The organism is Anabaena sp. PCC 7938 (genome assembly GCF_049315035.1).
Taxonomy (GTDB): Bacteria; Cyanobacteriota; Cyanobacteriia; order Cyanobacteriales; family Nostocaceae; genus Anabaena; species Anabaena cylindrica.
Genome location: NZ_CP186035.1, coordinates 47,545 through 60,836, shown reverse-complemented (window position 1 = coordinate 60,836; position 13,292 = coordinate 47,545). Strand labels below are relative to the sequence as shown.

Here is a 13,292-nt window from a genome sequence, read left to right as displayed (position 1 = left end):
TCAGCAACAAGGGCTGGATCTAGCGAAAGTGGTTAAACGTCGCTCACAAAAAAGTTTCCAGCCTCTACACTAAAGCAGAGAATCCACTCCAAAATGCATACCTGGATTCCCTGCTATCCACGCAGTAGCCTCTGCTACCAAGACTTTGTGACCGGAATCTAAGTAAAATTGCATTCGGAGGGACATCTCCAAGCGATCGCGCTCTTGACCACAAATAAGTCGCCCTGAAATCACCCCGTATTCCCGCACCTTTTTCTTAGCATGGGTTACTGCCAATAGCCGCAACTTCGTTACCCGCTTGAGTTCTTCAATCCTTGAGTCATCATCAACAGAGCCACTTTGCCACCCATTTTTACCACCTTGAAGCAGTGGTTCTACTGAAAGTGGATCTAGCGGTGTCCCATCCCCAACAGGTGCAATTTGCCCCCCATTATTGCCATTTTGGACTGATGATTTTGGTAAAATAGGGTGTTCTATCAAATGCCGAATACAGCCATTTCCCTGCTCATCCTTGGCGCTGTAGAGCGAATGTTCTGCTGTCTCTTCTGCTTCAAAAACAACTACACGCGGTTCAACTACATCCAGTTCGTCAGTCTTCGCCATTGATAAGTTTTGATTATCGCTTTTTGGCAAGTCGCTACAAATGAAGAAAAATAAGAAATTCTGATGAATAGGAACTTCATTTAACTGCAAAACAATCAGTTTAACTATTGACTCTAATTGATTGTTTGATTGAGCTAAATCAATTTTCAGACTATTAAGAGAATTTATGAATTCAAAATTTTCTGATAACTGGATTGCTTCCAATTCATTTGATTCATTCTGACAAACCTGAATTTCCAGATCAGAATCCTGAACTTCCTCCATTTGTTCAATTACATCGGCTACCTCAGCCCCTGCGGGACTGGTAGCAAAAGGTAAGCATAAAACCTTCATATAAGGAAAGTGTGTGTAATCGCTTTCTGGGTAAGGGTTTTGGGCTTGTTGTTTTTTCCACGTTGGTGTTTCTGGGTCAAAGTGAGTGTAATTATCCTCACTGTAAGGGTTTGCGCTATTTTTTGGACTTTGGCTGTTTCCTGGGTTTATGTTTCTATTCAGGATGTTATCTGATGGGTTAATGCTGTTTTTTTGATTTCTATTTTGTTGGTTTTTATTTGTTTCGACGCTTTTTTCTGTGGTGCTGTTCTCTTCCCAAGGGTCTGGTATGTACCATTGGGGATGCCATAAGTGCTTATATTTGTACAGCGTTCTTTGACTTAAGGTTTTGTTGTACAGAGTTTTGTATTCTGCACTTATTTCTTTGCTTCTCTCAGTTACTATTCCACTTAATCGTGTTTCTGTTAGTTCTGTTTCTAATTCTATTTCTGTGTTTAATTCTGTTTGTACTGGCCAGGTATTCTGTATTTCTGTATCTCTGTTTTTCTGTATTCTTTGTTGTATTTCTAATGTTTGTACTATACTCCTGATGCGTCTTTGCGTTTTTTCGCTGCGTTGCTGGTTTTGGCTTTTTGGTTTTTCAAAGGGGAGGAGGTTGTCTTGGTTTTGTTGTTTTTTTATTTCTCTTATATCTGCTATGGCTAGGGCAAAGGTGTTGATGTATGTTCCTAGTGGGCGGTTAGGATAACTGGCGTAGGGGGTATACCATTGGTGTCTGATGGTGCATTTTACCCAGTCTCTAACTCTGGTTTCGATTCGTTTTTGGTGTTGACAATACTCTGTGTATCCTGGGGCGTTTCTGGCTGTTTCTACTGCGTATTCAATCAGGTGTTCGTGTTGTAGGTCTAAGAAGACTATGCCGTAGCCGACGATTATTTGTAGGAGGATGTTTGTTTGTCCATACTCTGTCCATCCTGTGGCGATGATTTCTTCCCAGTTGGCTTGCCATTCTTCGATTTTGATGCTGGCTTTTTGGCGATATTGTTCTTTTGTATGCCGCTTTCTGGCTTTTTTGCAGGCGTATCTGAGTTTGTTTAGGTCTTGACGACTGGCTGCATGATCACAATGGTCAAGAAAGGTGGCTACTGAGTGGCTGATTGGTTGCAGGTCTTGGTCTAGGAGAAGTGCGCCGCTTTCTGGCTGCATGGGGCAGCGGATGGCGTTGTAGTTGGTGATGCTGTCTTTTCCCCAGGGTTTGGGGTTGGGGAATATTTCTATTTGTCCAGGGCGGATGTTGAAGCCTGTATCTTTGATTGTTTGTTCTAGGGCGCAGGCTAGGTTAAATGTGGGTATTTTGCCACTGAAGGGGATGATTAGGTGGTAGCCGCCGCTGTAGCTTGATTGGATGGGGACTATTTCTACTATGCCTATGTTTTCTAGGGCTGTTTTGATGGTTTGATAGGCTTCTAGGTTATGGTAGTCGCTGAATGTGTCTATGTCTATTGTGGCGTACCGGGTATATTCAGCAAAGCGTATGCCTACTAGCTTGTCGCTGTTTTGATGCAATCTCCACAGTTGGGAGGGCTGGAGGTAATGGTCTTCTGTTCTCCAGGCTGGTTTGCTGTGGCTGTTGTTGGCTGGGGCGATTATCGGACTCCAAGGATGCCAAAAATATTTTACGTACCTTTTCCCTATCTCGGAGGCTGGTTGGTGGGGTTCTATTCTGGTTTGGGAATTTTTCCGGCGTTTTGATGTGCGGTTTTGTTCGGGTTTGTTTGGTAGATACATGACTGGCTTTCCTCGATGTTTTCTGTTTTTTCATCGGGTAGCCGCTAGTTGGCATTTAATCTCAAGATATGTAAAAAAAAGCTGCTTTTGCCTTGAATGGTCTGATTTTTGGCTGCTGTTGGCGGTTCTTTAAGAAAGAAGATTTCTTATTAACACTTTGTCGCACTACATACAATAATGTTGAATTGTGTTTAGCTTTGTCAAAGTGTTATATAGCAGTTTCAGAACCTAATTGCTTTCTTTTTACTATCTCGGTTTGATGCCTAAATGCCTAGTTGTTGGTAAACAGGAAACTCATGGACTAGAATTGAGATCAAATTTAAAGATAAATTTTTGGTCAGGGTTCGATAGCCCTGCTAGCGCGGCTGAGACGACTGATAATCGTTTCGCGGTTTTTTTGATTCATTCTTGCCTAGTTGGCTTTCTTTCTGGCTTTAAGGCTGGCTTTAAAGCTTTCTATGGGTGTCCATGAGTCTCTTGTTAACCAAGCACCTAGCGGCTATCCAACTTTTTTTTTGGCAGTTAGGATACTCCACTGGAAGCAGTGACTGTCTTCAGAGGTGGTGATAAGGATTTATCTTCTATTAAAAATTTAGCAGCGGACAAATGCTGCTCCCGATACTGGGGATTGGGTATTGGGTATTGGGGAGAATTTGCAAATTTTGGTGAGGATTTGCACTGCTGCCAAATATTTATTGCTATTTCCCAATAACTAGTCCTGGAGAAATGACCCGTTAGTTCATCTGTACTCCAGTGAGCTTGACTGTTGCTAGTTCTGGAGAGATGACATATTAGTTCATCTGTACTGTCTTGATATTTAATTCTGTATTTATCTTGAATTCTGTACATAAATTCCTCCAATTTTGACTATTTTTGAGGCGATTGGAGGAGGATTTCGCATTTATAGAGGGATATTTAGGTCTATTTACGTCAATCTTGTTAAAAATCAGAGTTTTTGCGATTTTTGAGAATTTCGTAAAAATTGACAAAAAATATCTCCACACAGCACACAATTTATAATAAGATTGTGTACAGTAACAAATACGGATTGTGTCTAACTTCAACCCCAACAGTTTGTTCCGTCGCCAAACTTCACTAGCTGTTAAGGGTAATTAAACGCAACTCCTCCTCAGAATCTCAAAACGGACAAAATGTACTTCTATCTTCCATTTTGTCCTCACCATTTCCATAACTTCATAACCTCCATCAACTCTACAAGACTGAAAGTAGTTACTTAAGTGTTAATTGTACTCCAAGACGCTGCGATTAGACTCACAGTGCAAAAAGTTCTGGATAAACAAAACCGATGCAACTATCATATATCGCTTACGGGACAAAAAGAAGTTTTAGGTTATCTTTGTGAAGTTATGCAACGCACATCCTCCTGGGAATGCGACTGGATGGGGTGTTGGAGGCAATTCATCGCCACTACAAAGAGGCAGGAGGGAGCAAGATCAGCAGACATTTTTAGGTTAATATCGCTGCTGCACTCCCTTTCAGTTTACAATCAGGTTGTCGATATCGAATCTAGATATCAAATGCCTGTAAACTCCTCCCGTGATGCTAAAACAACGCCACCAAGCGAGATGATTCGCGTGCCTAATGTACTGATACCAGTAGTACGCCAATTAGCGAAAATACACCGCGACGGTCATACAATTGCCTTACTGCAAGGATTAGAAGAATTGATTTCCCAGTTTGACAGCAGTATGGTGATGGAAGCAACCACCGAATTGCAGCACGTAGAGTCGAAGCTAGAGCAAATTGAAACCCAGCTTTCCCAGCAAAGTGAAGGAGTAGAAAGAAAACTGGAACTCATTGCTAAACATTTAGAAAAATTAGAACGGGCTGTAGCATCTGGTAGATATAATGGTGGTGGTCAAGCGCGAAACAGGCGGTCAGCATATTCTTAAGTAATCAGACAACATTAATTACATAGTTTTCTCCAAATTCTCTGAGAATTTTTTCAACAGATGCAACGAAAGTTTTCCAATCTTTATAGGCATCTATAGGAATCCATTGATATTTAATAAACCGCCACAAAATTTCAATTAAGTTTAAGTGAGGAGAATAAGTTGGCAGTTCAAAAATGGTAATATTGCGCTCTCGCCATTCCTCAAGTTTTTCAAAAATGGCATCGCTAGTATGAATAGAAGCCTGATCCGTGACAATTACTGTTGGCTTATTTACTTGGGGGAAAAAAGCATCAATACAAGCAATCACTACATCAGAATTAATACTCTGAAAGGAAACATAAGTTTCAAGATGATTACGTTTATTCATTATTCCTAAGACATTTAACCGCTGACTGCGCCGACTAGAAATAGATAAGTATTCTCCAATATCTTGCCACGCATATGGCACAGAAGGAATCAAACAGAATCCGGTTTCATCTAAATAATATAAATCAATTTCTCCCTTTTCATCCAATCGTTGAAATTCTTCTAGCTCTGCCTTTTTATCTTGATATACCTGGGCTGGTGGCTCTCCTCCTATCCCTCGACGCATTCGATGCCAACTCATTTTTAGTGTTTTCAGTATTCTTTGAATTGTTTTTTTACTTGATATAATTCCCCATTCTTCTTTCACTTTTTGTACTGCTTGTTTTAATTGCCTTGGTTCTTGTTTTACAAATTCTTTAATTTTTTCTTTTTGTTCAGGATTAAATTTTGATTTACATCCTCTACCTGGTTGATTATACAATCCAATCATACTATTTAATTCCCATTTATTGAACCAGTTATAAATTGTTTTATAACTTACTAGAAAAATTTTCATAAGTTCTTCAACTTTTACTCCTTGATTTGCTAGTATTAGGCAATGCGCTCTTTGACGTACTTGATGATGTCGACTTTGGCGATAAATTCGCTCTAGTAATTTGAGTGAAAGAGGATTGATTTCTCGAATAAATATCATTTTACTTAGAATTAATATAACTACTCTTATATCTTAATATATTATGTTATTTATTTGTGTAATTAATTCTGTCTAGGTACTTACCATATGCCGTCAGTAGAACTGCAAGCATTTGCCAATGAAAATTTAGCCCAAAGATTAGGTGTCACTTCCCAAAGCTTGATTGCTGAAAGAGAAAACAAGAGCGAGAAAGAATTTCTCAGTTGGTCGAGGAATCGTGATCCCATGAGTGTTGGCTGGAAATGGAATGCAGAGTCTGGACTGTATCAACCGATTAAATAAAGAAGTCAGGACTTACGCAACTGGCACAGCGAATGGCTAAAAACAAACTAGGGAAGTTCTTGACTTAAGTTTGTTGTAGGGAATCGCCGACCGTTCACGACGGAGAGGATGTCAATTACGCCAAAAGCAGTGATTTTACATTCACTCATCGTAAGGGACATTTAACAACTGTACAGCTTGGCGCTTGGCAACTTCAGGACGCAGATCGTATTTTTGGGTAGTCGCCGGGTCAGAATGACCAGCCAGCCGACTCACAGTTAAAACATCGACACCAGCTTCTAACAAATTACTAATAAAAGATCGCCGAAAATCATGGGGGCTAAAAGGAGCCACCCCAGAACTTTTAGCACGTTTTTGGAGAATCACCATCACCGCCTGGTCAGTCATCCGCAGAATATGGACGTGACCACCACGCCGCACCGGACAAATCAAAGCACCAGCAGCATTACCTCTAATATTTAACCAAGCATCTAGAGCCGCCACCGCCCCTGCTGGCAAATACACAATCCTGAACTTGCCCCCTTTACCCTTGTGGACTTGCAAAGAACCATCTTCCGGCTGATAGTCCCCCAAATCTAAAGCCACCACCTCAGCGCGACGTAACCCAGAACCACTGAGAATAGCGATCAGCGCCGCATCACGCACACCAATCCAATCTTGATTCTGCTTGCAATCGCTCAAAAGTGCGGCGATTTCACTGGTTTTCAGCAGCCGTCCCCGCAAAGCCGAATCACCGCGCACACAATTAATATCCACCGCATGGGCATAATCATCAGCACTCATCAACCCCAAGCGAAAAGCTTCCTTCAGCACCCGACGCAAAGCACAAAGCATCCGGTTAACGGTTGCTGGGGCGTACTGTTCCATCAACACAGCGCGAATTGCTGCCGTGTGCTGGTAGCGTAATTTTGACCAATCCAAAGACAAAGCATCGTACTCATCCGTAGTTAGCAAGCGAGCGATCGCATTCAGAGCCTTTTGCATTGTCCGCCTGCTGCCAGCAGTTAAACCAGACAAATAGACCGCCGCCGGGTGAAGCGTCAACGGCGTTGGTGTTGCCAATATTAAGTCTGTGTACTGTATTAATTGCTCTGCCATTGAAAGAGCGTGCTTGCGCCTAATTTTCTTGGGTAAACGAAAGTTTTAATAACTTACGATCCATTCTACCCCCACACAGCATCCCCTGCACGCCAATTTCATGACATCAGCACGTACAGAAACCTTATTATTAGAAGTTGTAAGGAGAGAGCCATGACCCAATCAATTCCTTTCTCTGTCGGAGATACTGCACTAACACAATCTGAATCTTCTACAAATGGTGTAATTCAGCACAAACGATTGATGGAGTTGATAGAGGCAGAGGATGCTGCTAACGGGGAAGTTGGCTGTGGTCGGGGAGAGCGGTTTTCAGTTGATCTCAATACGTCTGGTATCAATATCTCGGATGGCAATTTCCGAACTTTGCTGAGGGAACACTTAGGGCATTTATTGATGGAGCGGGACTTTGATTCCATTACAACCCAGGTAAGTCGCTTTATTGAGTCAAATTTAGTACAGGCGAACGTTCAGCATCAACAACATTTGCCCGTGGGGAGAGAGCAAGTTGTCGAAGATATCTCTAATGAAGAACTCAGAGGATTTTTCCAAGCCGAGTTGGGTGAGTTCTGTAATGATGTGATACTTGAGCAGATAATCCAGTTTACTCATGACTGTGTTTATAAAGCTGTGCTTCAGCCGCGACATACCTGGCCTAAACCTCTTTGGGTGCTGACAACTGGTGAAAAGATTTACATTGCCCAAGCATCCGATTTGGATGATGCTATAACCAAAGTTAAGGCACAGTATCCTCAAGAAACTAGGACGTTAGCAGTTTTGACTGTTGGTGGGGTGCTAGGACCGGAGCCGATGATTTGTTTAGAAAGGGTTAATTAGGCTGTTAGCTTTTTTGTATCGGCAATCTAAATGCCATCCCTGCAAAGAACTAGGGTTAAATGCAATACTACACGGTAGCGAACTCTAGAAATATGTTAAAATCATTAATGTGGAAGTCCCTAAAATAACATATTGTTAACTTGCAGATTCAAGAGGTGATGTTTGTGCTGAATTCCCTTGACCGTCCATCACCAGAAATACGTTTGGGAGAACGAATTCGCCTAGCTCGTGAAATGGCAGGATTTACCCAAAGTGAAGCCGCTCAATCATTGGGTATTACTGCTGCTGCACTCAGTCAGTATGAAAGTGGTAAGCGGAGAATCGAGGCACTCACAGTAGATAGGCTGGCTCGTCTATATGGTGTGCCTGTAACCTACTTTTTTGTAGAAGTTAGCACATCAGACCAGCCCCCCATGCAGCCAGATTGGGAAACGGCATTGCGGACTCTGGCTAATCATCTGGCCATTGCTGGGAAGACTGGCATTGCTAAACTCATCCAACAAATTCACAATTTTGAGGAACTTTACCAACTTACCGCCACCCCCTTTCCTGGTAAGCCCCATCCCCCGTTTGCAGCTCTGGGCAAGGAAAATTTCACTGACTATGAGGTAGCAGAATTTGCTCAAAAAGCACGTCGCTACTATAATTTGGGCATTGCTCCTTTACTTAACGTCAAGGGGTTTCTTGACGCGCAAGGCTATCAAGTTTTCGCTATTGCTCTGGGGCTAGAGAAAACGGATATCTCAGGTCTGTTCTTTTTGCATCCACAGCTAGGTCCAGTTGTAGTATTTAACGAAAATCAGGCTTATATTCGCTCTCAAATTACTCTGTGCCACGAAATTGCCCACCACCTTTTTCATTGGGATAGGCCAGCAATTTTGTGTCGTGATTCAGCGCGGGCTGATTTGTTAGAAGACTTTGCCAATCGGTTTGCGTCTTACTTCCTGATTCCCCCGGAGGGATTGCAGGAACGACTGGAAGTGATGGGAATTAAGACAGTCAAGCATCCAGAACAAGCAACTCACATTGCTCGTTACTTTGGCGTTAGCTATCAAGCTACAATTTACCGACTAGAAGCTGACCGCAAGTTAGGCGCTCCCATAGAAACATTTACTGATAACGTCAAACCAATGGCTATAGCTAAATCTTTGGGATATGGACCATCTCCCTATCAGTTTGGAGTGCGTCCTTTACCACCCGAAGAACGCTTACCGAGAATTTTTGTGGAACTAAGCTATCGTGCGCTGACTCAGGAAATTCTATCTTTGCGGCGAGTGGCTGAAATTCTAGGTATCAGTGATCTTGAATTAGAAGATAGGCTCTACGAAGAAGAAGTGGCAGATTCCGCAGAGGTCTATGTCTAAATTTGTGCTTGATACAGTGGTGCTAAGGGTGTTTGCATTTGCTCATCCTCAAGGAATTGATATCCTCCTAGAAGCTCTGAATACTTCACGAGCTGGCTTTCCTACTGAAGTCTACAACCAAGATGAAGATAATCTGCCTCTAAATATAGCTGATGAAGACTTAAGTGAATTAGCAAGAGGACTGCGTTATGCCCGTCGTCAAGTGCAAACACAACCAGGACTCAAAGGACAGCGTTTTCAGGTTCGTCTAGAAAATGCGACTCAGCTTGAGCGCCATATTCAGGTGGGGAGTCTATTTATTGAGCCTTTAGAGTTGGCAGAACTTCCTAGACGGGAAAATTTGATGAAGACGTATGGTGTGGGTCGTGGTGAGGCTGCTTGTTTAGTTTTGGCTTTAAGAACTGCTCTCATAGCTGTTTTTCTCTCAAGTGATAAAAAAGCTTGTATCAAAGCTGCTCAGGAGCTAGGTATTTCTTTCCTGACCATTCCAGATATTCTCAATACATGGGTGCGGCAAACCCGTCCCTCCCCAAATCTATTGCAAGAGTTAATTGATGGGATGCTCCAGGCTAATTTTGCCTTAAAAGATAGCATCTACCAAGAATTGCAATGTATTCTGTCTGACGAAGATACCCCTATATAGTTCTGGGGTTTTAATATATTATCCATTCTACTCCCACACAGCATCCCCTGCACGCCAATTTCATTACATCAGCACGTACAGAAACCTTATTATTAGAAGTTGTAGAGTAGTCCTTGGACAAATGTAAGCTCTTTTAACTAAGTTACAAGCAAGAGGAATTGACCCAAATACATTGTAAATATTCAACATTCAACAGTCATCAATTAACAAGCGGAGGAGGAAATCAAATATGAAAGTTAGAGGCATAAAACGTGGTCAAAATATTGAAATCTTAGAAACACTTAATAACATTCCCGATGGGACAGAAATAATAATAGACTTAGGATTTATTGAGAATAAAATTACAAAACGACAACAAGCATTAACAGAAGCGGAGAAACTAGCAAAACTCAATAAATTATTCGGGGCTTGGAAAAACCAACCTGAATTAACCGAAATATTTGCAGAAATCGACCAAGAACGCCATACTTATCAAGGCAGAATTATAGACTCAATTGATAATCAGGATAACGGCTAATGTATCTACTAGATACCAACATTTGCATTGCACTACTCAACGAAAATCCCCAAGCTGTTACTAAATTCAATCGCTATTTTAGCCAATGTTATCTATCCATCATTGTAATTTCAGAACTCTATAAAGGAGTTTATTGTTCTCAACAGGTAGCCAAAAATCTAGAGACATTAGCCCAGTTCACAGAACTTTTACCAGTAGAACCATTTGAAATAGAAGCAGCTATCGAATTTGGCCTCCTTCAAAGCGAACTCAGAAAAATTGGGAAACCAACAGGAGAATTTGATGCTTTAATTGCTGCTGTGGCTCGTTCTCGTGACGATATTCTCGTTACTAATAATATCAAAGATTTTATTAATATTCCCAACTTAAAATTAGATAACTGGTTAGAAAACTGACTCTACCATACCAACGATGAGAGAATTTACCTTTAGTGAACTACCGACACTGACTCGGAATACCGAATACAGTAGGTGACGAGGACACGAATAAGTTAAGCCTACTGCGATGACATTTGAGCATCTAACAACCAGCAGAATATATTAAAGTCCCAACTTTTGCCGGACTACTTCAGCTTTGTCCTTGAAGCCTATCAGCACAGCCGTTCCATCCAGTAGGAAAAGGGGGCGCTTGAGCAGCATTGCATCGTTAGCAAATGCCTCAATCCACTGCTCATCTGTCCAAGTCTTCTTGTCATCACCTAAAGCCCGGTAGGATTGACCGGAGGTATTTCGCATAGCAGCAGAACCCAAAGACTTTACCCAGTTTTGGATCATCTCACGAGTTGGGGGAGTTTCTTTGGTGTTAATAAACTCATAGTCAATACCGTTGTCTTGAAGCCACTTGAACGCCTTTTTGCAGGTTCCGCAGTTTGGTATTCCGTAGACTTGAATGGACATAAAAAAGGTTAATCAACATTATCTTTATTTAATATTACTTGTATATGTGCCATTTATTTTAAATTATAAAACTTTCTTTTTAACATACAATTTTAATTACAAAAATATCCGACTTATTGTTTTCATGACAATATTATATCAAAGTCGCCTTAGAAGCGATGCACTGAGCTTGTCGAAGTGGGCGAGGCTTTAAACCCATTTCTTTGGTAAAATCATAAATTAGTGCAACAGATAAACCAGCTACAATTCCAGTTGTTTTTGTTCGCTTCTTTGTTTCTTGATACTGGCTTCGTGTTGTTGTTGCAGTGCTGACTTTACATAGGGTAAAATTTGTTTGACAAAATAATTAGTTGTTCCTTGGGAGAGGCAGGAACTTCTCACATCCCAGTATTGAATTTCTCTATTCCAAGCTGCTTCCATGATGGGAAAATCATCTCCAGTTCTGCCCAAAGTTAAACACTCTCCATCCCACTCCGCAATGTAGTGTTCCCAGGTAAAGCGAGTTGTTTTCTTAAGATTTAAAAGAGCAGCCACTATGGGTGCAACAGTTTCTGCTTGTTGTTGTTGTTGGCGATTTTCTGATTGTTTGATTAAATCTTCTTTGAGGGCAAGCATAGCATGAACTTCCGAGGGGGTCATTTCGCTTTCGGTGGGTAATGCTTCCCAGTTATCACTATTACGTCTAGCCCGCAGAATTTCGCTTTGGTCTTGTGTGCGACGCAAGGAAATTTCAGTGGCAGATATTCGCTCGGCGATAAAGTCTTTGTCAAGGCAGCAATTTGTATTTGCTAAAAGTAACTCGTCAATATCTGCTGCAAACATTGCTGTGCATTTAATTTGCTTGGGACTGATGGACAAAGATTGAGCATTGCTCGATACAGATTGTTTAGAAACAGATGCAGATGTATTATGATTAGAAAGATTTTGGTTACTGGCAGATACAGATGAATTAGGAACAGATGCAGATTTATTACTATCAGATAGCTGTTGGGTACTAGCAGATACAGACTGGGTATGATTCTCCAAGTCTTCTGGTAATAGTTGCATTTGTTCCCCAGCAGCAATTGCTGCTGGCACAGCGGAGTCGATAGCGATGCCGGAGGCGGGCGTAGCCATCGCCTTCTGGTGGGTCGGCTCCGCCAATGCGGAGCCTGTCCGCAGGACATACAGTGGGCGTTTCGCCATCGCTCTTAAAAAAGGTAAATCACGGGTGGGGTTATAATCAACTCCCCGGATTGTTTGCAGTTTTTTCCAGCTACAGTTTTTTAGCTGTGAGCCTCGACACCGAAATCCTTCATACTCAAAGGTTAAGCCTTTCATTTCATCACCAATGATGGTAGGGTAAACATCAACCCCCTGGTGCTGAAGTCTACCGATGAAGATTTGGATGTGAGGTTGATTTTCAGCGGCGGCAATGACCATACGTTCCAATCGTTGCTTAGTTGGTTCTGCTGGTGGTGTATTCCGCAATCCGGTGTCATATTCTTCTTGTTCTCGCAACATCCGACGCTTTTGTCCGGTGGTGGGGGCAGAATAATCAATCTCTGCACTCTTAGTCAGTTGATATAGATGCCACCGTTGCTCGATTTCTCGTGTCAGTTCTTCGGCACGGTTTTTGTCTTGCCAGTCGTTGATGCGGGTAAAGTTTTCACATTCAAAGGTGTGAATCATGATATGAACGTGAGGCGGTGCATATGGGTTATGCTGTAGTTGACTTTCTGTGGGTTTATGCTTAATCATCAGCCACAGGTTGTTGGTGTAGCCTAGTCCGTTGATCATGAAGTTGCCAATTTCTAGCCAGTCGTCAGGAGTGAGGCGGTCTGTGTGGTGGGGACTCATGGTGATGTGCTTGGTATCTTTGTCAGTGCGAGGATTTTGCTGGGATATGGCACGCCATTCTTGAATGATTTGGGTGTAAGTCTGCCCTGCTATGTTGCCACCATACAACTCGAATTCTTTGTGTTTATCCATGAGATAACGCAGCAGACCACCGGGGTTATTGCCAGTGGGAACAACTTTGGTCAGCATTTACCATTCTCCACTTCAAGGTCTAACGATATCTGCAATAGGAAAGAAGG

12 protein-coding genes and 1 pseudogene are annotated in these 13,292 nt (G+C 42.0%); 7 read left to right on the top strand and 6 right to left on the bottom strand.

The annotated features are described in order from the left end of the window. Positions 1-69 precede the first annotated feature (69 nt). Both ACOWPH_RS28460 and ACOWPH_RS28455 read right to left on the bottom strand, forming a co-directional pair. Positions 70-2,664, bottom strand: a complete 2,595-nt coding sequence (locus ACOWPH_RS28460; protein ID WP_015217864.1) for a hypothetical protein — start codon at positions 2,662-2,664, stop codon at positions 70-72. Positions 2,665-3,186: 522 nt separating this feature from the next. After that, positions 3,187-3,513 carry a hypothetical protein gene (locus ACOWPH_RS28455; RefSeq protein WP_015217863.1) on the bottom strand — a complete coding sequence of 109 codons (327 nt, stop codon included), beginning with the start codon at positions 3,511-3,513 and terminating at the stop codon, positions 3,187-3,189. 389 nt (positions 3,514-3,902) lie between these two features. On the opposite strand from ACOWPH_RS28455, the gene ACOWPH_RS28450 reads away from it, so the two are divergent. After that, a complete protein-coding gene (locus ACOWPH_RS28450) occupies positions 3,903-4,577 on the top strand; it encodes a hypothetical protein (RefSeq protein ID WP_015217862.1) in 675 nt (224 codons plus the stop codon). 4 nt (positions 4,578-4,581) lie between these two features. Here the strand turns inward: ACOWPH_RS28450 and ACOWPH_RS28445 are convergent, their stop codons facing one another. Then, entirely contained in the window at positions 4,582-5,580 is a 999-nt protein-coding gene (locus tag ACOWPH_RS28445) for an IS630 family transposase (RefSeq protein ID WP_015217861.1), read from the bottom strand. A gap of 81 nt (positions 5,581-5,661) precedes the next feature. Between ACOWPH_RS28445 and ACOWPH_RS28440 the strand changes: the two are divergent. Continuing rightward, positions 5,662-5,862: pseudogene (locus ACOWPH_RS28440) on the top strand (hypothetical protein); the annotation flags it as partial. Between the two features lie 141 nt (positions 5,863-6,003). On the opposite strand, the gene ACOWPH_RS28435 reads toward ACOWPH_RS28440, so the two are convergent. Then, positions 6,004-6,960 carry a tyrosine-type recombinase/integrase gene (locus tag ACOWPH_RS28435; RefSeq protein WP_015217860.1) on the bottom strand — a complete coding sequence of 319 codons (957 nt, stop codon included), beginning with the start codon at positions 6,958-6,960 and terminating at the stop codon, positions 6,004-6,006. Positions 6,961-7,113: 153 nt separating this feature from the next. On the opposite strand from ACOWPH_RS28435, the gene ACOWPH_RS28430 reads away from it, so the two are divergent. The 5 genes from ACOWPH_RS28430 to ACOWPH_RS28410 all read left to right on the top strand — a co-directional run bounded on the left by ACOWPH_RS28430 (position 7,114) and on the right by ACOWPH_RS28410 (position 10,713). Further along, positions 7,114-7,794 carry a hypothetical protein gene (locus ACOWPH_RS28430; protein WP_015217859.1) on the top strand — a complete coding sequence of 227 codons (681 nt, stop codon included), beginning with the start codon at positions 7,114-7,116 and terminating at the stop codon, positions 7,792-7,794. A 158-nt stretch (positions 7,795-7,952) separates the two neighbouring features. Beyond that, entirely contained in the window at positions 7,953-9,158 is a 1,206-nt protein-coding gene (locus ACOWPH_RS28425) for a helix-turn-helix domain-containing protein (RefSeq protein WP_015217858.1), read from the top strand. Then, complete coding sequence (locus tag ACOWPH_RS28420) at positions 9,151-9,801, top strand: hypothetical protein (RefSeq protein WP_015217857.1); 651 nt, start codon at positions 9,151-9,153, stop codon at positions 9,799-9,801. The genes ACOWPH_RS28425 and ACOWPH_RS28420 overlap by 8 nt, the downstream gene beginning before the upstream one ends. Before the next feature lie 229 nt (positions 9,802-10,030). Next, the gene (locus tag ACOWPH_RS28415; RefSeq protein WP_015217856.1) at positions 10,031-10,318 is read left to right on the top strand and encodes a hypothetical protein; all 288 of its coding nucleotides are present in this window, start codon (positions 10,031-10,033) and stop codon (positions 10,316-10,318) included. Beyond that, entirely contained in the window at positions 10,318-10,713 is a 396-nt protein-coding gene (locus ACOWPH_RS28410) for a type II toxin-antitoxin system VapC family toxin (protein WP_015217855.1), read from the top strand. The genes ACOWPH_RS28415 and ACOWPH_RS28410 overlap by 1 nt, the downstream gene beginning before the upstream one ends. 144 nt (positions 10,714-10,857) lie before the next feature. Here the strand turns inward: ACOWPH_RS28410 and ACOWPH_RS28405 are convergent, their stop codons facing one another. Continuing rightward, positions 10,858-11,214 (bottom strand): Spx/MgsR family RNA polymerase-binding regulatory protein, encoded by a 357-nt coding sequence (locus tag ACOWPH_RS28405; RefSeq protein ID WP_015217854.1) that lies wholly within the window; start codon positions 11,212-11,214, stop codon positions 10,858-10,860. 240 nt (positions 11,215-11,454) lie between these two features. Further along, positions 11,455-13,242: a relaxase/mobilization nuclease domain-containing protein gene (locus tag ACOWPH_RS28400; protein ID WP_015217853.1), complete on the bottom strand. Its 1,788-nt coding sequence runs from the start codon at positions 13,240-13,242 to the stop codon at positions 11,455-11,457. Positions 13,243-13,292 lie beyond the last annotated feature (50 nt).

Bases quoted from the DNA above. Each gene is read 5' to 3' on its own strand.
- ACOWPH_RS28445 (WP_015217861.1), bottom strand. From the start codon at position 5,580: ATGATATTTATTCGAGAAATCAATCCTCTTTCACTCAAATTACTAGAG.
- ACOWPH_RS28405 (WP_015217854.1), bottom strand. From the start codon at position 11,214: ATGTCCATTCAAGTCTACGGAATACCAAACTGCGGAACCTGCAAAAAG.
- ACOWPH_RS28425 (WP_015217858.1), top strand. From the start codon at position 7,953: ATGTTTGTGCTGAATTCCCTTGACCGTCCATCACCAGAAATACGTTTG.
- ACOWPH_RS28400 (WP_015217853.1), bottom strand. From the start codon at position 13,242: ATGCTGACCAAAGTTGTTCCCACTGGCAATAACCCCGGTGGTCTGCTG.
- ACOWPH_RS28460 (WP_015217864.1), bottom strand. From the start codon at position 2,664: ATGTATCTACCAAACAAACCCGAACAAAACCGCACATCAAAACGCCGG.
- ACOWPH_RS28455 (WP_015217863.1), bottom strand. From the start codon at position 3,513: ATGTACAGAATTCAAGATAAATACAGAATTAAATATCAAGACAGTACA.
- ACOWPH_RS28420 (WP_015217857.1), top strand. From the start codon at position 9,151: ATGTCTAAATTTGTGCTTGATACAGTGGTGCTAAGGGTGTTTGCATTT.
- ACOWPH_RS28430 (WP_015217859.1), top strand. From the start codon at position 7,114: ATGACCCAATCAATTCCTTTCTCTGTCGGAGATACTGCACTAACACAA.
- ACOWPH_RS28435 (WP_015217860.1), bottom strand. From the start codon at position 6,960: ATGGCAGAGCAATTAATACAGTACACAGACTTAATATTGGCAACACCA.
- ACOWPH_RS28415 (WP_015217856.1), top strand. From the start codon at position 10,031: ATGAAAGTTAGAGGCATAAAACGTGGTCAAAATATTGAAATCTTAGAA.
- ACOWPH_RS28410 (WP_015217855.1), top strand. From the start codon at position 10,318: ATGTATCTACTAGATACCAACATTTGCATTGCACTACTCAACGAAAAT.